The organism is Ruegeria sp. N4, assembly GCF_056531425.1.
Genome location: NZ_JBQFLT010000007.1, coordinates 34,371 through 52,462, shown reverse-complemented (window position 1 = coordinate 52,462; position 18,092 = coordinate 34,371). Strand labels below are relative to the sequence as shown.

Annotated in this window: 22 protein-coding genes; 11 read left to right on the top strand and 11 right to left on the bottom strand. The window is 61.9% G+C overall.

Features of this window, described 5'->3' with window-relative positions:
* Positions 1–100 precede the first annotated feature (100 nt).
* The 3 genes from ACR0LW_RS12295 (at position 101) to ACR0LW_RS12285 (ending at position 4,529) form a co-directional block, all read left to right on the top strand.
* Positions 101–3,556, top strand: a complete 3,456-nt coding sequence (locus ACR0LW_RS12295) for a chromosome segregation SMC family protein (RefSeq protein WP_480882810.1) — start codon at positions 101–103, stop codon at positions 3,554–3,556.
* A gap of 53 nt (positions 3,557–3,609) precedes the next feature.
* On the top strand, positions 3,610–3,960 hold the full coding sequence (locus ACR0LW_RS12290) for a hypothetical protein (protein WP_170454704.1): 351 nt from the start codon (positions 3,610–3,612) through the stop codon (positions 3,958–3,960).
* A gap of 221 nt (positions 3,961–4,181) precedes the next feature.
* The gene (locus ACR0LW_RS12285; RefSeq protein WP_170455039.1) at positions 4,182–4,529 is read left to right on the top strand and encodes an acyl-CoA thioesterase; all 348 of its coding nucleotides are present in this window, start codon (positions 4,182–4,184) and stop codon (positions 4,527–4,529) included.
* A gap of 4 nt (positions 4,530–4,533) precedes the next feature.
* On the opposite strand, the gene ACR0LW_RS12280 is transcribed toward ACR0LW_RS12285, so the two are convergent.
* From ACR0LW_RS12280 to cobD, 3 genes are read right to left on the bottom strand one after another with little or no spacing between them, the layout of a single operon-like run.
* Entirely contained in the window at positions 4,534–5,697 is a 1,164-nt protein-coding gene (locus ACR0LW_RS12280; protein WP_480882809.1) for a lytic murein transglycosylase, read from the bottom strand.
* 10 nt (positions 5,698–5,707) lie between these two features.
* Entirely contained in the window at positions 5,708–6,628 is a 921-nt protein-coding gene (gene cbiB / locus ACR0LW_RS12275) for an adenosylcobinamide-phosphate synthase CbiB (protein WP_480882808.1), read from the bottom strand.
* Positions 6,625–7,584, bottom strand: a complete 960-nt coding sequence (gene cobD / locus ACR0LW_RS12270; protein ID WP_480882807.1) for a threonine-phosphate decarboxylase CobD — start codon at positions 7,582–7,584, stop codon at positions 6,625–6,627. Before cobD ends, cbiB begins: the two co-directional genes overlap by 4 nt.
* A 183-nt stretch (positions 7,585–7,767) precedes the next feature.
* On the opposite strand from cobD, the gene ACR0LW_RS12265 reads away from it, so the two are divergent.
* On the top strand, positions 7,768–8,130 hold the full coding sequence (locus ACR0LW_RS12265; RefSeq protein WP_170454695.1) for a response regulator: 363 nt from the start codon (positions 7,768–7,770) through the stop codon (positions 8,128–8,130).
* Here ACR0LW_RS12265 and ACR0LW_RS12260 read toward each other — a convergent pair.
* Positions 8,112–9,101 (bottom strand): glutathione S-transferase family protein, encoded by a 990-nt coding sequence (locus ACR0LW_RS12260; protein WP_480882806.1) that lies wholly within the window; start codon positions 9,099–9,101, stop codon positions 8,112–8,114. The two genes, ACR0LW_RS12265 and ACR0LW_RS12260, sit on opposite strands and share 19 nt — an antisense overlap.
* A 216-nt stretch (positions 9,102–9,317) precedes the next feature.
* On the opposite strand from ACR0LW_RS12260, the gene ACR0LW_RS12255 reads away from it, so the two are divergent.
* Positions 9,318–9,671, top strand: a complete 354-nt coding sequence (locus ACR0LW_RS12255; RefSeq protein WP_170454691.1) for a hypothetical protein — start codon at positions 9,318–9,320, stop codon at positions 9,669–9,671.
* A 69-nt stretch (positions 9,672–9,740) separates the two neighbouring features.
* On the opposite strand, the gene ACR0LW_RS12250 is transcribed toward ACR0LW_RS12255, so the two are convergent.
* Positions 9,741–10,913, bottom strand: coding sequence for a MalY/PatB family protein (locus ACR0LW_RS12250; RefSeq protein ID WP_480882805.1), 1,173 nt, complete (start codon positions 10,911–10,913; stop codon positions 9,741–9,743).
* Positions 10,914–11,007: 94 nt separating this feature from the next.
* Here ACR0LW_RS12250 and def (ACR0LW_RS12245) point away from each other — a divergent pair, with 94 nt between their 5' ends.
* The 6 genes from def (ACR0LW_RS12245) to speB are packed head-to-tail and all read left to right on the top strand — an operon-like array spanning position 11,008 to position 14,335.
* A complete protein-coding gene (gene def, locus ACR0LW_RS12245) occupies positions 11,008–11,526 on the top strand; it encodes a peptide deformylase (protein ID WP_170454687.1) in 519 nt (172 codons plus the stop codon).
* Positions 11,523–12,017, top strand: coding sequence for a peptide deformylase (gene def / locus ACR0LW_RS12240; protein WP_480882804.1), 495 nt, complete (start codon positions 11,523–11,525; stop codon positions 12,015–12,017). The genes def (ACR0LW_RS12245) and def (ACR0LW_RS12240) overlap by 4 nt, the downstream gene beginning before the upstream one ends.
* A 41-nt stretch (positions 12,018–12,058) precedes the next feature.
* The gene (gene fmt / locus ACR0LW_RS12235; RefSeq protein ID WP_480882803.1) at positions 12,059–12,973 is read left to right on the top strand and encodes a methionyl-tRNA formyltransferase; all 915 of its coding nucleotides are present in this window, start codon (positions 12,059–12,061) and stop codon (positions 12,971–12,973) included.
* Positions 12,974–12,979: 6 nt separating this feature from the next.
* The gene (locus ACR0LW_RS12230) at positions 12,980–13,216 is read left to right on the top strand and encodes a hypothetical protein (protein ID WP_170454681.1); all 237 of its coding nucleotides are present in this window, start codon (positions 12,980–12,982) and stop codon (positions 13,214–13,216) included.
* Position 13,217: 1 nt separating this feature from the next.
* Positions 13,218–13,454, top strand: coding sequence for a GlsB/YeaQ/YmgE family stress response membrane protein (locus ACR0LW_RS12225; protein ID WP_170454679.1), 237 nt, complete (start codon positions 13,218–13,220; stop codon positions 13,452–13,454).
* Positions 13,455–13,513: 59 nt separating this feature from the next.
* Positions 13,514–14,335, top strand: coding sequence for an agmatinase (gene speB, locus ACR0LW_RS12220; RefSeq protein WP_170520262.1), 822 nt, complete (start codon positions 13,514–13,516; stop codon positions 14,333–14,335).
* A 2-nt stretch (positions 14,336–14,337) separates the two neighbouring features.
* Here the strand turns inward: speB and ACR0LW_RS12215 are convergent, their stop codons facing one another.
* The 6 genes from ACR0LW_RS12215 to ispH all read right to left on the bottom strand — a co-directional run bounded on the left by ACR0LW_RS12215 (position 14,338) and on the right by ispH (position 18,070).
* On the bottom strand, positions 14,338–14,934 hold the full coding sequence (locus ACR0LW_RS12215; protein ID WP_480882802.1) for a COG3904 family protein: 597 nt from the start codon (positions 14,932–14,934) through the stop codon (positions 14,338–14,340).
* Between the two features lie 66 nt (positions 14,935–15,000).
* Entirely contained in the window at positions 15,001–15,624 is a 624-nt protein-coding gene (locus ACR0LW_RS12210; RefSeq protein WP_170633864.1) for a trimeric intracellular cation channel family protein, read from the bottom strand.
* Complete coding sequence (gene rnhA / locus ACR0LW_RS12205; protein WP_170454671.1) at positions 15,621–16,088, bottom strand: ribonuclease HI; 468 nt, start codon at positions 16,086–16,088, stop codon at positions 15,621–15,623. The genes ACR0LW_RS12210 and rnhA overlap by 4 nt, the downstream gene beginning before the upstream one ends.
* Positions 16,081–16,674, bottom strand: a complete 594-nt coding sequence (locus tag ACR0LW_RS12200; RefSeq protein WP_480882801.1) for a class I SAM-dependent DNA methyltransferase — start codon at positions 16,672–16,674, stop codon at positions 16,081–16,083. Before ACR0LW_RS12200 ends, rnhA begins: the two co-directional genes overlap by 8 nt.
* Positions 16,671–17,123 carry a DUF3429 domain-containing protein gene (locus tag ACR0LW_RS12195; protein WP_170737654.1) on the bottom strand — a complete coding sequence of 151 codons (453 nt, stop codon included), beginning with the start codon at positions 17,121–17,123 and terminating at the stop codon, positions 16,671–16,673. The genes ACR0LW_RS12200 and ACR0LW_RS12195 overlap by 4 nt, the downstream gene beginning before the upstream one ends.
* Positions 17,120–18,070, bottom strand: coding sequence for a 4-hydroxy-3-methylbut-2-enyl diphosphate reductase (gene ispH, locus ACR0LW_RS12190; RefSeq protein ID WP_170633857.1), 951 nt, complete (start codon positions 18,068–18,070; stop codon positions 17,120–17,122). The genes ACR0LW_RS12195 and ispH overlap by 4 nt, the downstream gene beginning before the upstream one ends.
* Between the last annotated feature and the right edge of the window lie 22 nt (positions 18,071–18,092).

The following is an 18,092-nucleotide window of genomic DNA, read 5'->3' as shown; positions in this document are numbered from 1 at the left end:
TAAGTCGGGCCAATATCCCATATCCTGCGCAATCACGTTGACACCTCGCCCCTCCGTTGCGCAGACTTCCTGACAACAGGAATCAAGGGACTCGTCGCTTTTGCGCTTTAGCAAACTCAAACTGACCGGCTTCAAAAGCTTTGTGGATCCGACCGATCTGATCATCGCGGACGGGTTGACCGGTGTGGTGGGCCCCAACGGCTGCGGCAAGTCGAACCTGCTTGAGGCGCTGCGCTGGGTCATGGGCGAAAACCGCCCCAAATCCATGCGCGGCGGTGCGATGGAGGATGTGATCTTTGCCGGTGCCGCCACCCGGCCCGCGCGCAATTTTGCCGAAGTGGTCCTGACTATGGACAACTCGGAACGCCTCGCGCCGTCGGGGTTCAATGACAGCGACCAGCTTGAGATTATACGCCGCATCACCCGCGATGTGGGCAGCGCCTACAAGACCAATGGTAAGGACGTGCGGGCACGCGATGTGCAGATGCTGTTCGCCGACGCCTCGACCGGGGCGCATTCCCCGGCGCTGGTGGGGCAGAACCGCATTGCCGAACTGATCAACGCCAAACCCCGTGCCCGTCGCCGTATTCTTGAGGAAGCTGCGGGAATCTCCGGCCTCTATCAGCGGCGGCACGAGGCCGAGTTGAAGCTGAAAGGGACCGAGACCAACCTGACCCGCGTCGATGACGTGCTGGAACAGTTGGGCGCGCAACTGGCACAACTGGCGCGTCAGGCGCGTCAGGCTGCGCGGTATCGTGAAATTGGCGAGCAATTGCGGCAGGCCGAGGGGATGTTGCTGTATCGCCGCTGGAAAGAGGCCGACATGGCCCGCCAGCAGGCCGAGGAAAAGCTGCGCGAACGCCTGACCGAAGCGTCCCGGGCCGAGGCCGAAGCCCGCGCCGCAGCCGCCAAACGCGCCGAGATCGAAGAAACCCTGCCGCCCCTGCGCGAGGAAGAGGCCATCGCCGCCGCCGTCCTGCAACGCCAGCAGGTGCAGCGCGATCAGCTTTCGGATCAGGAAACCCGTGCGCGTCAGACCATCGAGACGCTGACCAACCGGATCAGGCAACTGGGCAACGATATCGAGCGCGAGGCCGGTCTGAACCGCGACGCGGGTGAGATGATCGAGCGTCTGGAATGGGAAGCCCGCGAACTGGCCAAGGCCGCCGAGGGGCATGACGACAAGGTCTCTGAGGCCGCTGAGATTGCGCGCGAGGCCGCATCGGTGCTGCAGGACCGCGAGGATCACCTGTCACAACAGACCGAGGATATGGCCCGCCTCGTCGCCCGCCACCAGTCGGCGCAGCGTCTGGTCGAGGACAGCCGCAAAACGCTGGCCCGATCTGAGGGTGAGGAAGAAAAGGCCCGCTCGGCCGTGGATGAGGCCAGATCGGCCCTGACCCGCGCCAGCGAGGCTTTTGAGGCCGCGCAAGAGGGCGAAGAAGAGGCCCGCGAGGCCGCCGAGGCCGCCGAAGAAGCGCTGGCCGCTGCTGACGAGCTGCGTAACGACACGCAGGCCCGCGAGGCCGAAGCCCGCGCGCAACGGTCCGAGGCCGAGGGCGAATTGGGCGCGATCCGCGCCGAGACCACGGCGCTTGCCAAGCTGGTCGAACGGGATACGGCAGAAGGCGGGCAGGTGCTGGACCTGCTGCGCGTGGCACCCGGTTACGAAAAGGCGCTGGGGGCGGCATTGGCCGACGATCTGCGCGCGCCTCTGGTCGAAGGGGATGGCCCGTCGGGCTGGGTGCAGGTTGCGGGTTATGACAGCGATCAGCCGTTGCCCGAGGGGGCCGAGCCTCTGGCACTGCATGTCTCTGGCCCCGATCGTCTCAGCCGTCGGATCGCGCAGATCGGTTTGGTCGATGCGGATCAAGGCGCGCGGTTGCAGGCGTCGTTGCAGCCGGGTCAGCGGCTGGTGTCGCGTTCGGGCGATCTGTGGCGCTGGGACGGGTTCCGCGCCTGGGCCGAGGATGCACCAAGCGCGGCGGCCCTGCGATTGGAACAGCTCAACAAGCTGGAAGCGCTGAAACAGGAACTGGCCCGGACCGAGGCGCAGGCCGATGGCGCCCGCGCCGCGCATGAGGCACTGTCGCAGCAACTGGCCGATGTCACCGAAGCCGACCGCCGCGCGCGCGAAGCCCGCCGCGCCGCCGATCAGCGCATGGCCGAAACCGCCCGCCTGCTCAGCCGGGCCGAGGCCGACCGCAATCTGGCACAGGGCAAGCTGGAAACGCTGACGCTGGCCGTGGACCGCCATAAAGAGGACGCCATGTCCGCCCGCGCGCAACTGCGCGAGGCCGAAGGCGCGTTGACCGGGTTGGGCGACCTCGACAGCGCCCGCGCGCAGGTCGAGGATATCAAACAGACGGTCGAGGCGGCGCGGATCACCATGCTGACCCACCGCTCGACTCATGACGAATTGCGCCGTGAGGGTGAGGCGCGGACGCGCCGCAGTCAGGAGGTGACTAAAGACCTCAGCGGGTGGAAGCACCGTCTGGAAACCGCCGAAAAACGCATCTCGGAACTGGCCGAACGCAAGAAAAGCTCGGAAGAGGAACTGACCGAGGCCATGGCCGCCCCCGGCGAGATTGCCGAGGCGCGCGAGGAACTGAACGAGCTGATCGAAACCGCCGAGGCCCGCCGCGCCGAGGCCGCCGACAAGCTGGCCGAGGCCGAGACCCAGCAGCGCGAAGTTGTGCTGGCCGAGCGTGAGGCCGAGCGACTGGCCTCAGAGGCGCGGGAAACTCGCGCTGCAGCCGAGGCGCGTTGCGATGCGGCCAAGGAAAGCGTTGTCGCCGCAGCAGAGCGGATTGCCGAGGATCAGCAACTGACGCCAAACCAACTGTTGAACCAGTTGGACGTGAACCCGGACCAGATGCCCGCCGCCGACGCACTTGAGGCCGAGGTAAACCGCCACAAGCGCCAGCGCGACGCGATGGGCGCGGTGAACCTGCGCGCCGAAGAGGATGCCAAGGAAGTTCAGGAAGAATTCGACACCCTGAACGGCGAAAAGGCCGATCTGGAAGAGGCCATCAAGGCCCTGCGCAGCGGCATCGCCAGCCTCAACCGCGAAGGCCGCGAACGGCTGCTGACCGCGTTTGAGCAGGTGAACTCGAACTTCGCCATGCTGTTCAAGCACCTGTTTGGCGGTGGCGAGGCCAATCTGGTCATGGTCGAAAGCGACGATCCGCTGGATGCGGGGCTTGAGATCATGTGCCAGCCGCCGGGTAAAAAGCTCTCGACCCTCAGCCTGCTGTCGGGTGGCGAACAGACCCTGACCGCGACGGCGCTGATCTTTGGCGTCTTTCTGGCCAACCCCGCCCCGATCTGCGTTCTGGACGAGGTCGACGCGCCGCTTGACGACGCCAACGTCACCCGCTTCTGCGACCTGCTGGACGAGATGTGCCGCCAGACCGACACGCGGTTCCTGATCATCACCCACCACGCGGTAACGATGGCGCGGATGGACCGGCTGTTCGGTGTGACCATGCAGGAACAGGGCGTCAGCCAACTGGTCTCGGTCGATCTGAAGAAGGCCGAGCAGATGGTCGCCTGACCGCTCACCGCAACGTTATGAACGTTGCGAAGATATCGGGCTAACTTGGGCGCATGAGACGTATTCTGATCCTTGCCCTGCTATTGGCCAGCCCGCTTGCGGCGGCTGAATGGCCAACCAAACCCGGCGACGTCCCCCTCAGCCCCGAGGAACTGGACGCATTGGCGGGCCGCACGCTGACCTTTTACGATGACGGTCAATCCAAGTTTTCGGCGGGCGGGGCGTATTCCTACACCTATGCCAGCGGAGAATCGGCCTTCGGCACCTACAGCATCGCCGAGGATGGCAGCGTCTGCATTGCCTATCGTAATGGATTCAGCCGGTGTGATTTGTACGTGCGCAGTGGAGATCGATTAATTCTGATAGATGAGAAGGGGGATCGGTATCCGGTGCGGCCGGAGTGATAGTCGGCAATGTGGTCAGCCTTTAACCACCATGCAAATAGGTCGTCTCTTTAGTTTGAACGCTAAACTTGTCAGACTGACGAGATACTTGCCTGACATCTGCCCATCGAAGGACTTGATCTGTGACTGAAGACACCGACACACGGCTCGCACTTGGAAAAAAACGAGGATCGCATGGTCGCCAGCAGGATGACGGCGTTCTTGTCATTCGCACCATTGCGATGCCCGCTGACACCAACCCGGCGGGTGACATTTTCGGTGGGTGGTTGATGTCGCAAATGGATCTGGCTGCGGGCAATATGGCGGCGCGCGTGGCACAGGGACGAACAGCGACGGTATCGGTCGAAGCAATGCAGTTCCTGCAACCGGTCAAGGTTGGGGATGAAGTGACGCTTTACGCAACGCTGGTTAAAATTGGTCGCACATCCATGCGTGTGCATGTGGATGTCTGGGCACGCCCGAGACAATCCCACAATGGTCAAAAGGTAACCGACGCGGATTTCGTATTTGTTGCTTTGGACGATACAGGTGCACCGCGACCTGTCTTTGAAAGCGATCAAGGCGATTAATGGGCTACAACTTCCCCAACAACTCCGCCGTCGGCCAAGCATCCGCCGGCAATCCCAGCCGCACCTGTTCCGCCTGAACGGCTGACCGCGTTCCTGCGCCCAGAATGCCGTCGATCTTGCCGACGTCATGCCCGCGCGCCCTTAGCTTGGTTTGTAGCTGTTTCATCTGGGCATCCGACAAGCCCGGTGTCGGGTTGCCCGCGTTGTATATCTGGCCGCCTTCCAGACGGGTGCCGAAATAGGCGGCGGTCAGGACGTAGACGAAGCTTTGGTTCCATTCGAAATAGACGTCGAAATTCGGATAGGCCAGAAAGGCAGGACCCTTGTGGCCCTGCGGCAGGATCAGTGAGGCAGGCAGATCGGCCAAAGATCCGCTGCGTGCCTCGATGCCCATTGCCTGCCACTCGGCCACCGAACGCGGTTTGCCGGGGCCTGACAGGGACCAGTCCATCTGCGCGGGCACGGTGACTTCCTGCAACCAGGGCTGGCCGGGTTGCCAGCCCAGATGGGACAGCATCTTGCCCCCGGACATCAGCGCATCGGGGGCCGAGGTCTTGAGCGAGACCTGACCGTCCCCATCCCCGTCTACACCATTGTCCAGAATGTCCTGCGGAAGCATCTGAACCATACCGATCTCACCGGCCCAGGCTCCGGTCGTGCGCTGCGGGTTGAAATTGCCTTGGCTGAATAGCTCGATCGCGGCGAAGATCTGCGGGCGAAACAGCTCGGGGCGGCGGCAGTCATGGGCCAGCGTCACCAGCGCATTGCGGGTGTTGAAATCGCCCTGCACCGCGCCGTAATCGGTTTCAAACGCCCAGAAGGCCAGCAACACGCCGCGCGAGACACCGTATTCCCGCTCGATCCGGTCAAACACGGCCTCGTATTTGCGCGACATGGACTGGCCGCGGTCAATCCGGTTTTGCGAGATCAGGCGGCGCGAGAAATCAATGAAAGGCATTTGGAACACGCCCTGCGCCCGGTCAGCCCGCAGCACGGCGCCGTCCTGCTGAACGCCCTGAAAGAACGCATCGACGGTGCCCTGATCAAAACCCTTCTGCACCGCTTCGGTTTTCAGGTCGCCCACGAACTGACTGAACCCGCCACCGCATTGGGCAAAAGCGGGTGCCGAAAACAAGGCGGCGGCGAACAGAGAAGGCAACAAGCGCATAAGGTGTCCTTTAGAAAATCAGCGTGACCCCAACCCACACTGACACGAGGCCGAGTGCAAGCCCCCAGACGGCCCACAGCATACGGCATGCGCGGAAAACCTCTGCCGCGCCGATCTCGCGCCTTGCATCCCCGTTCACCCAGGCCAGATCGCGCAATTGCCCGTGATAGCTGCGAGGTCCGGCCAAGGCGATACCCAGCGCGCGCGCCATTGCCGCTTCGGGCCATCCGGCATTGGGTGAGATATGGCGGCGCGCGTCCGCGATGATCTCGGTCCAGCGGGACCATTGGCCCGAAAGTGCGACGATCATCAGGCAGGTCAGTCGCGCCGGGATCAGATTCAGCAGATCGTCAAACCGGGCCGAGGCCCAGCCGAAGTCGCGATAGGTTTCGTTTCGGTACCCGATCATGCTGTCTGCGGTGTTGACGGCCTTGTAGATCAGCAGCCCCGGCAGCCCCCCGATCAGGAACCAGAAAGCAGGCGCAATGACGCCGTCGCTCAGGTTCTCGGCGGCGCTTTCGATGGCTGACCGCGCGACCTGAGCCTCGGTCATGTCGGAGATATCGCGCGAGACGATCATGGCGACTTTGGCGCGCCCTTCGGTGATCGAGTCAAGCAACCCGTCGCCCACGGCGCGGACATGGGCAACCAGCGAGTTCTGGGCCAGAAGGATTGCGCAAATCACGACCTCGGCCACCGGTCCCAGCAATGCCAGAAGCCAGCCCAAAGCCCCGGCGATACCGACCAGCAGAACCAGTGCGATCACGCCCTTGAGGCGTTTGTTTCCGCCCCGGTTCAGGCGTTTGTCGAGTTGGCCAACCCCATTTCCCATAAGCACCGCAGGATGGCGCAGGCGCGACCACAGCCAATCAGGCTCACCCAACGCTGCGTCCAGACACAGGGCGCAGAACAGCAGCAGCGCTGCGCTCATAACGAGGCGTCCAGCCGGGACCAGCCGTCCGAGGGGGGCAGGCCGAGGCGCAGATAGGTTTTGGAATAGGGGAAGACACGGCTCCAGATATGAGCCTGCGCCAGACGGTCCTGCCAGGCCTGAGCGTTGTCGACATCATAGAGACGGAACAGAGACGTTCCGCCCACAAGCGACGCCCCCTTGCCCGTCAGCATGCTGTCCAGACGGTTTGCCTCCTGCGCCAGTCTTGTGCGGGTTTGCGCGGCCCAACCCTCGTCCTGCAAGGCGCGTGTGCCGATGCGCAGGGCGGGGCCGGATACCGCCCATGGCCCGGTCAGGTCGTTCAACCGGGCGATTGCGTCCGGTTGACCAATGGCAAAACCCAGGCGCAGCCCGGCCAGCCCCCAGAATTTGCCAAAGCTCTTCAGAACAATGATACCGGGAAGAGATGCCAAATGGATCAAGGAAGCTTCGGGGGTTACGTCGCAAAAGCTCTCGTCGATCACTGTCAGGGGGGCGTTGGCGTCGGCCTCCTGCCAAAGCCGCCCGTCCGGGTTGTTGGGGTGCACGATGACGCGGGCCTCAGCCGGGGCATCCGCATGCACCTGCCAGCCTTGTGCGGAAAAGGCGGCGGCGTGTTCGTTATAGGTTGGCGTCGTGATCTGAACCCGACCGGGTGCGGCAAGTGCGGGCAGGCGCGCGATTACGGCTGACGCTCCGGGCGCGGGCAGGATCGCGGCGGCGTCCGGGACGGACCAAAAGCGGCGCGCGGCCTCGCTGAGCCGTTCGAACGCGCCGTGATCGGGTAGTTGCGTCCAGTCTGACGCGATCAGGTCCGAGACCTGATAGGGGTGTGGGTTGATTCCGGTGGACAAATCAATCCATCCGTCCCGCGTGCCGCCATATCGCTTGATCGCGTCGTCCAGCCCGCCGCCGTGGTCGCGTTTGGTGCGCGGGTTCAAATTGGTGTCAGTCATCGCGCCATAAGTCCCAAACGCCGGATTCGACCTGCTTCAAGCGGATTTTTGCCGTTTTGACAAGCAAATCCGCGTGAACAGCGCGTGTCGGCACCATCGTTAACACTTTGTTAAGGAAATCACGGGATCACAGACCACGGGGGTCGGCACCACTCACCATACCAAGTGCCGAGGTTGTTGCAAATGAAAGTTCTGATTGTTGAGAGTAACCCCGACCTTGGTCGGGTCTGGAAAAGGCATCTGGAACGACAAGGTGCCGAGGTTGAACTGGTCGCCGGGCAAGAGGCTGCGATCCTCGCGCTGTATGGCACGGCCTTTGACATCATCGTGCTGGATCTGGTGCTGGAAAGCGGCAGTGCGCTGGCCGTGGCCGATTTCGCCAGTTATCGTCGCCCCGAGGCGCGGGTGATCTTTGTCACCAACACCACGTTTTTCTCGGACGGGTCCATCTTTGCCCACAGCCCCAATGCCTGTGCCTATGTGCAAAGTGCAACGCCGCCAGAGGATCTGGCGGCGATGGTTGAACACTACGCGGCGGGTCGCTGACCACGACCATGCGGTTCCATGTAGTCCAGCGCCGGGTTCACCGGGATGATCCGGTGCGGATTGATGCTGTCATGGCTGTAGTGATAGTGCCGCACGATATGGTTCATGTTCACCGTCTGCGCAACGCTCGGCCATTGGTATAGCTCGCGGGTATAAGCCCAGAGGTTCGGATAATCGACCAGCCGCCTTTTGTTGCATTTGAAATGCAGGTGATAGACCGGATCAAAGCGGATCAGGGTGGTGAACAGCCGCCAGTCAGCCTCGGTCACGCGATCCCCCATCAGATAGCGGTTCTGGCTCAGCCGGTCTTCCAGCCAGTCCAGCGTGTCGAACAGCGGATGAACGGCGGCGTCATAGGCTTCTTGCGTGGTGGCAAATCCGGATTTGTAGACGCCGTTATTGACGTCGGAATAGATGCGGGCGTTGACCTTTTCAATGTCGTCGCGCATCGCCTCGGGCCAGTAATCATCGGTGTTTCCTGTGATCCCGTCGAAGGCGGAATTGAACATGCGGATGATTTCCGAGCTTTCGTTCGACACGATGGTCTGTTGCTGCTTGTCCCACAGGATCGGGACCGTAACGCGACCGGAATAGCCGGGATCGGCCTTGGTATAGATCTGATGGGCGAAATCCAGACCGTAGAGGGCGTCGCCTGTTGCGCCGTGATCGTCCGTCTCAAACGTCCAGCCCTTGTCCATCATGTCAGGATGCACGACCGAGACCGGGATCAGATCGCTTAAGCCTTTTAGCTCGCGGAAGATCAGCGTGCGATGCGCCCAGGGGCAGGCGTGCGAGACATAGAGGTGATAGCGGCCCGGCTCCGCCTTGAAGCCCGCCTTGCCCGACGGGCCTGCGCTGCCATCGGCGGTCAGCCAGTTGCGAAACTGCGCGGCGCTGCGTTTGAATGCCCCGCCAGTGGATTTGGTGTCATACCAGGTGTCGTGCCATTTTCCGTCGACCAGCAGGCCCATCGCGCGTCCTCCGCATCCCAAGTGTCAGGGCAAAGATAGGGCGCAGAGGCTGGCCTTCCTATCCCAGCTTTTGCGCAACCAACCTGCGTTTGCGCACAGACAGGCCTGAGATGTCCGCGCAACATTTCGCTGGTCGGTTCAGCCTATGTGACGCAGTTCACTGGATTTTTACGTATCGGTGTTCACAATAATATGCATTCAAGGGGGATATTTTTGATGAGTACCTATGTTTCCAAGGAGATTCGCGCCGAATTGGACGCTGCGCGAATCGCATCCCTGAAGAAATCCAGCCGTTTGCGGGTAGAGATTGGCGACAATCGCTACAAAATCCTTAAACTGTGGAAGGACGGTTTTACGGTCGAGGCCGAAACCACGCCGCGCCTGCGCGGGCTGGTCGATATCTACGACGGGGCCAACCACCTGTATCAGTGCCTGATCATCGCGGATGAGGAAGAGGGTGGCGAAATGCGATACGAATTCAAGCGCAGCACCGCCGCCCATGACAAAGCGCCGCTGGATTTCTACCGCGCCCCGGATGCCCCAATCGCGTTGCTGGGGCACGAGGAGTAGGGCGAAACCTCTCGGGCCGGGTTTTGTCGGTCGGTCCCGCTGCAGCAATCCGGCCCAGCGAGTGCAGGCTTATTGCAGATCCCCAAACGCCTGTTTCAACCGGGCGCAGGCCTCTTCCACCCGCGCGCGTTGGGTGGCCAGATTGAACCGTTCGAAGGTTTCTCCGCCCGTGCCGAATCCGGGGCCGGATGACGTGGCGATCCGGGCGTCCTCGCGCAGGCGTCGGACAAATTCGGCATGATCCATACCGGTGCCCGAGAAATCGACCCAGGCCAGATAGGTCGCCTGCAGGGGCATCGACCAGAGGCCGGGGATATCCGCGATGGCGGCGTCAAACAGGCGGCGGTTGCCGTCCAGATGCGCGACCTGGGCATCGACCCATTTGGCCCCTTCCGGCGAATAGGCGGCGGTAATCATGGCGACACCCAGTGCGCCGGGGTCATAGTCCAGCGTAACCAACCGGTGATTCATCGCCGCGCGCAGTTTTGGGTCGGGGATGATCATATTGCCGGTGCGCTGTCCGGCTATGTTGAAGGTCTTTGACGCTGCCGTCAGGGTCACGGTCCAGGGGCGCGCCTCGGGTGCTGCAACATCCATCGGGACAAACTTGGCTCCGGGATAAACCAGATCGTGATGGATTTCGTCTGATACCAGTATCAGCCCGTTACGTTCCGCGAATGCAGCAACCGCCTTCAGTTCATCGGGTGTCCACACGCGCCCCGAGGGGTTCTGGGGCGAGCACCACAGCAAAAGTTTTTCCGACCCGTCCAGCCGCGACTGAGCGTCCTCAAAATCGATCCCATAGCTGTCGCCATCTCGGACCAGCGGGCATTCCACCACGCGGCGGCCGGACTTGTTCACCTTGTGCGCGAATTCATGGTAGACGGGGGTGAAAATCACCACGCCGTCGCCCGGATCGCTCCAGACGTCCAGGCACAGGGCGATTGCATTTCCCAGCCCTTGCGTGGTCAGAATCCAATCGGAGTCGATCGGCCAGTCATGCCGGTTCTGCATCCACCACTGGACCGCGGCCAGATACTCGGGGTGCTTCCACGAATAGCCAAACACCCCATGATCCGCAGCGCGCCGGACCGCATCGATCACGCAGGGGGCTGTCTGGTAATCGGAATCGGCGGTCCACATGGCCAGCCCGTCCTCGGGCGAAACGCCATAGAGTTGCTCCATCTTGTCCCATTTTGAACTCTGGGTGCCGCGGCGGTCGATCAGGGTGTTGAAGGTCATGTCAGCTCCGTTTCTCTGGCCGAAAGCTAACGGCAAATCGGGCATGTGCAAGGGGGGCGTTGCGGCGGCGGGCGCGATGGCCTAAATCAGCCCCATGAAACGCAATATCCTGATCCATCCCGACCCCCGCCTGAAAAAGGTCTGCGCGCCCGTGGCTGACCTGACGGACGAGCTGCGCAAGCTGGCCGATGACATGCTGGAGACGATGTATGACGCGCCCGGTATCGGTCTGGCCGCGCCGCAGATCGGTGTGCTGGATAGGCTGATCGTGCTGGATTGCGTCAAGGAAGAGGGCGAGGCCCCGCGCCCGCTGGTCATGTTCAACCCCGAGATCATTGCCTCGTCGGATGAAACCAATGTGTATGAGGAGGGTTGCCTGTCGATCCCCGAACAATATGCCGAGGTGACGCGCCCCAAGGTCGTGGATGTGGCCTGGATGGATCAGAACGGTAACGCCCAGCACGAGACGTTCGACGGTCTTTGGGCCACCTGCGTACAGCATGAGATCGACCATCTGAACGGCAAGTTGTTCATCGATTACCTCAAGCCGCTGAAGCGGCAGATGATCACGCGCAAGATGCAGAAGCTGAAACGCGAAAAGGCGCGCACATGACGGTTCGCACCTGCCTGCCGTGGCCTGACAAACGCCTGCGCACCAAAGCTGAGGATGTTGCCGAAATCACCGACGACATCCGAGCGATCTGGGACGATATGATCGACACAATGGAGGCGATGCCGGGCGTTGGCCTTGCCGCCACCCAGATCGGGGTGATGCTACGGTTGGCCGTGGTAGATGGCTCGACCGAGCGGGGCCGGGCCGTGCGGCTTGCGAACCCGGAAATCCTGCACAGTTCGATTGAATTGCGCGAACATGAGGAGGCCAGCCCAAACCTGCCCGGCATGTCGGCCAAGGTGAAGCGCCCGCGCGCTGTGACGGTCAAGTTTCTGAACGAAAACGGAATGATCGACCGTCGCGATTTTGTGGGCATCGAAGCCACCAGCGTTCAGCATCAGATCGACCATCTGAACGGGCGGATGTATTTCGACCGGCTGAGCAAGGTCAAACGCGACATGCTGCTGCGCAAGGCGCGAAAATCAACGTAGGCCGGGCTTCAGCCCGGCACCCGCATAATCTGGAGCCGATCATGCGCGTCATTTTCATGGGTACGCCCGATTTCTCGGTCCCGGTTCTGGATGCGCTGGTCGATGCCGGGCATGAGATCGCCGCTGTCTACTGCCAACCGCCGCGCCCGGCGGGTCGCGGTAAGAAGGATCGACCAACCCCGGTTCATGCCCGGGCCGAGGCGCTGGGCCTGATGGTCCGCCATCCGGTATCGCTGAAATCACCCGAGGAACAGGCCGCCTTTGCCGCATTGAACGCCGATGTGGCGGTTGTCGTCGCTTATGGGCTGATCCTGCCACAAGCCATTCTGGATGCGCCCGCGCAGGGCTGTTTGAACATCCATGCCAGCCTGTTGCCGCGTTGGCGCGGCGCGGCTCCGATCCATCGTGCGATCATGGCAGGGGATGCGGAAACCGGGGTCTGTATCATGCAGATGGAGGCCGGGCTGGACACCGGCCCGGTCCTGCTGCGGCAAGTGACGCCGATTCAGTCTGAGGAAACGACAGCCCAGCTGCACGACCGCCTGTCAGTTATGGGTGCGGATCTGATCGCTAAGGGGCTGAGCCGCCTGTCCGATCTGACGCCCGAGCCGCAGCCAGAGGACGGCGTGACCTATGCCTCAAAGATCGACAAGGCCGAGGCGCGGATCGACTGGTCGCGCTCGGCCGAAGAGATCGACCGCCAGATTCGTGGCTTGTCGCCATTCCCCGGGGCCTGGACCGAAATGGAGGGCGAGCGAATCAAATTGCTGGCCTCGCGCCGGGCAGACGGGCAGGGCCAGCCGGGGCAGGTGCTGAACGGTGATCTGCATGTGGCCTGCGGGCAGGGCGCGGTCGAGCTGCTGCGCTTGCAAAGGGCTGGTAAAGGTGCGCAGGATCGGGAAACCTTTCTGCGCGGCTGGCCGATCCCAATCGGCACACGGCTGACATCGGAGTAACACTGAATGTTCATGGTCCTAATGGGTACAGTCGTGATCGCCGGGATCGTCGGATACCTGTCCGAGAAAACCGGCTTTACCCATAACGGCTATCTTCAATCGATCATCATCTGCGTCGGTGGGGCTTTCCTGTTCTATTTCGTGCGCATCATGTTCGGTATCAGCTTTGGCCCACCGGGGCTGAATGCGGTTTTGTCCTCAATCGGCGCGCTGATCATCGTGCCGACCCATTGGAGGAGATGACATGCCCGTCATCGCTCTGATCGTCATCGGTGCGGCTGCGGGTTTTCTGGCCACCCGCCTGATGCGGATCGAGGCTGATATCCCCACGACAATGCTGATCGGTATCGTGGGCGCTCTGGTCGGGGGTTTCCTGCTGCGCGCTTTAGCGACGATGATGGGGTGGTTGTCAGGTTTTGTCGGCGCGGTGCTGGGGGCTTTGCTGGTGATCTGGCTGTGGCAGGTCATCCGCCGCCGTTAGGCCTTGACCTTTCTCGGCATCACCCGCCAGATCACAGAAAATCTGATGACAGGTGGCCCATGTCCTATGATCTGAACCCCGGTGACGTCGCCCTGATGGGCGTTCCGCTGGACCTGCACTCTTCCTTTCTGCAAGGTCCGGCCTTCGCACCCGGACGCATTCGCGAGGCGCTGCATTCGGGTGCCGCCAATCTGACGGCCGAGGGTGGCACCGACCTTGGCGCAACCGAACGTTTCAGGGATACCGGCGATCTGGACGTGTTCGAGATGCGCGGGCAGGAGCCCATCAACCGGATCGAAGCCGGGGCCGCGCAGCGCATTTCAACCGGGGCGCGGTTGTTGTCGCTGGGCGGCGATCACTCGGTCGCGTTCCCTTTGATCAAGGCCCATGCCGAGCGGTATGAGGGGCTGAACATCCTGCATATCGACGCGCATCCCGACCTCTATGACACGCAGGATATCGGTCCGCTGGGTCATGGCTGCCCCTTTGCGCGGGTGATGGAAAGCTGTCAGATCAACCGTCTGGTGCAGGTCGGCATTCGCACCATGAACGCGCATCAACGCGAACAGGCCGACAAGTTCGGCGTCGAAGTTATCGACATGCGCAACTGGCGCGCGGACTTACACCTGTCTTTCGATGGGCCGGTTTACCTGTCGCTGGATCTGGACGCGCTGGACCCGGCCTTTGCGCCCGGCGTGTCCCACCACGAACCCGGCGGGCTGAGCACACGCGAGGTGATCGACTTGATCCACCGGTTCGAGGGTCAATTGGTCGGCGCTGATATCGTCGAATTGAACCCCCACCGCGACCCCTATGGCATGACCGCGATGGTGGCCGCGAAATTCGTTAAGGAGATCGGTGCAAGGTTGTTGACGCGCTGAACCTATCGCTCGTCGCAGACAGAGGCTGAGCCCAGCCGGGGTGCTGCGCGCGTGGTCATGTCGAACCGGTCGGTCTCGGCAGCGGTCATCCAGTGCATCTGGTCCGCAGGGGCGGCTTCTAGCGTGAACCAGTAAAACTCGTCATCCACGCCAATGTCCTGAAAATAGTCCAGATAGCGGTCGTGTTCCGGGTCATCCTCGGGCAACTCGGTTGCGACAATTCCCGACCCGCTCCAACTGTGAACGCCGACGCAGGCGCCGGGGTGCAAGGTGCGTTTATGGCCAGCCAGAAACAGATCGGTGCCGCCTGATGCGACCAGACCGCCCGAGGGGACAACCGTGTTGAATCCTTCGTCATGGACAACGCGGCTGAAGACGACATTGGCGTCATCGTCCACCGAACCTTCGATGTACTGCAGAACAAGGGTCGAGGCCTGCGGGTTCTGTTCGATTGCATCTTCGAACGCATCCAATGTGGTGTGATCGATCGTGCCCGTGGCGATGATCTGATCGCCTTGGGCGACGAAACTTACTGGCGTGTAGGACTCGCCGCAGGCCGCCAACAGGGACAATCCCGCCAGAACCGACATTGCTTTCATCTGAATCCGCGCTCCGAATGGTTTTGCACTTGGTAGCAGCGCAGGGGCGAGCCGTCCATCTTGGCGCTATTGGCGGGGTGGGCGGGCCTTATAGACGGGCAATTGCCAGCCGAACAGCAGCGAGCCAGCCCGCAGCGCCCAGCAGACCAAGGCGCACAGGCCCAGCGTCAGAAGGCCATCCAATCCCAGCTTTGTCGCCAATACGGCAGTCAAAGCCCCCGCAAAGGCGCAGGACACATAGAGCTGCCCCTGTTTCAGGACCAACGGAACCTCATTGCAGACCACATCCCGCATCAATCCGCCCAGACATCCCGTGGTCACGCCCATCAATACAACAATGGTACCGGACTGTCCCAGCGACAGGGCCGCACCGGTGCCCGCCGCAACGGCAATGGACAGGGCGAAACTGTCCAGCCAGACCAGCCAGTTGTATCTGCTTTCAACCAGATGCGCGGTGAAAAACACCAGCACCGCCGCTGCAACCGCGATCAGGATGTAATCGGGCTGGCCGACCCAGAAGACCGGATGCCGATCCAGCAGCAAGTCGCGCACGGTGCCGCCGCCCACGGCAGTCAGACAGGCGATGAAGGCAAAACCCACCAGATCAAGCTGTGCGCGACTGGCCACCAACGCACCGGTCAGGGCAAAAATCAGAACCGAGGCATAGTCGAGCAGCGCAAGACCGCTCACGCCTGTGCCTTTTTGGGTTTGAACGGGGCCATGCCTGCACGGGCAAGCTCATCGGCTTTTTCGTTTTCCGGGTGGCCCGCATGACCTTTGACCCATTCCCACGTCACGTCATGCCGGTCTTGCGCGGTATCCAGCCTCTGCCACAGGTCCACATTCTTGACGGGCTTTTTGTTCGAGGTTTTCCACCCGTTCCGCTTCCACCCGAAAATCCACCCGGTCACACCGTTTTTCACATAGGCGCTGTCGGTGACGATGGTGATGGTCGAGGGCCGCTCGAGCGTTTCAAGCGCGCTGATCGCGGCCAGCAATTCCATCCGGTTGTTGGTGGTCTCGGCCTCACCACCTTTCAATTCGCGTTCTTTCAGAACGGTTTCCCCATCCATCGCGCGCAGCAGCACGCCCCAGCCGCCCGGTCCGGGGTTGCCGGAACAGGCGCCATCCGTATAGGCAAACAGATCAGGCATGCGCGGCCAGCGAAATGAAGTCAGAGACCGAACCGTCCAGCCCGGTGCCGCTGCCAAGCCTTTGTTCGGTGATGGTGAACCCTGCGTCTTTCAGATAGGTCTTCAATTCGTCCTCGGAGTAGTAACTGTAATAGCGCCCCAACCGGTCGGGGCCTTCGCCTTCCCCCTGTTTCATGGCGATGAAGAACGCACCACCGGGTTTCAAAGCGCGGTGAATGGCGTTGAGATGCGTGGGGAAGGCTGCGCGCGTGGCGTGCAGCAGGCTGAAATTGGCCCAGATGCCATCGTAAATCCCGTCAGCCTCTAGCCCGTCAAAACTGGCATGGCGTGCCGAGACACCGGGATGGGCCGAGGCCAGCTTGACCATTTCGGCGGACGCATCCGTCGCGTCAACCTGCAACCCGGCTTGCGCCATCAGCGCGGCGGACGTTCCGGGCCCGCAGCCCAGATCCAGAACTCTGCCGCCTTCGGGCACGGCCTGAATAAATCGCGTCAATTGTGGGTCGCCCGTATTGTCGTCATCCGTCAGCTCGGCATAGCGCTCGGCCTGCGCGTCATAGACGGAAATGGTGTCGCGGTCGCTCATAGGTAAACTCCAACGGCAAGACACATAAGCACGATGACGGTCAGCAGAATACGCAGCCGCATCCACCAGTTCGGGGCCAGACCCCAGTACCAGAACAGCGCGTCCAGCACCAAAAGCCCGGCAAAGCCGGTCATCAGATTGGTGCCGGCGGTCACCGGGCCGCCTCCGGTCATGAAAAACGCCCAAAGCGCCGGAAGGACGGACAGCGTGTAGCCCACCGTCGCCTTGCTGCCCGAGGTCTTAGTGGCAAAGCCCCACAGCACGCCCGACATGAAGCTGAGGATCACTGAGCCATAGAACAACTGAACGTAGGGGCCAACAAAACGTGGCCCGATCTCGCGCGTGCCCCAGGCTTGCAGGTCCGCGTTCAGATAGGTCAATGCGCCCCAGACAAACGGGATCAGGCCCGCCAGACCCAAATAGAGTGCCGACTTGGGTACGCCGTTCACGCGGGTTGCCTCAGAACACGGGGGACTTTGAACTCGACGTTTTCCTTGGCGGTTTCGGCCAGTTCAACTGTCACATCGTAGTGCTCGCGAAACGCATCGATAACCTCGTTCACCAGCACTTCGGGGGCCGAGGCCCCGGCCGTGATCGCGACGCTTTTGATCCCCTCTAGCGCGCGCCAATCAATGTCTGGCGCGCGTTGCACCAGCTGCGCATAGGTGCATCCGGCGCGCGATGCGACCTCGACCAATCGGCGTGAGTTTGACGAGTTCGGCGCGCCGACCACCAGCAAAGCGTCTGCTTTTGGGGCGACGGCCTTGACGGCCTCTTGCCGATTGGTGGTGGCGTAACAGATGTCTTCCTTGTGGGGGCCGACGATAGAAGGGAACCTTGCCTGAAGCGCGGCGATGATGTCCTTGGTGTCGTCAACCGACAGGGTGGTTTGGGTGACAAAGGCCAGCTTGTCCGGTGTGCGTACCTGAACCTCGGCCACGTCCTCGACCGTTTCGACAAGCAGCACCTCGCCTTCAGGCAGTTGCCCCATGGTGCCGACAGTTTCGGGGTGCCCCTTGTGCCCGATCATGATCATCTGCAACCCGGCCTCATAGTGGCGCTGCGCCTCGATATGCACTTTCGAAACCAGCGGGCAGGTCGCGTCGACATAGATCATTTCGCGCTGAGACGCCTCGGCTGGTACCGATTTCGGTACGCCATGCGCGGAAAAGATCACCGGGCGGTCATCGGGGCATTCGTCCAGTTCGCTGACAAAAACAGCGCCTTTTTCGCGCAGTCCGTCGACAACGAATTTGTTGTGCACGATTTCATGGCGCACATAGACGGGTGCGCCCCATTTCTGCAGCGCCATCTCGACGATTTTGATGGCACGGTCTACGCCTGCGCAAAAGCCGCGCGGGGCGGCCAGATACAGTGTCAGTGGCGGCTTGGTCATGTCGCTGTCTCCTTACTGCACA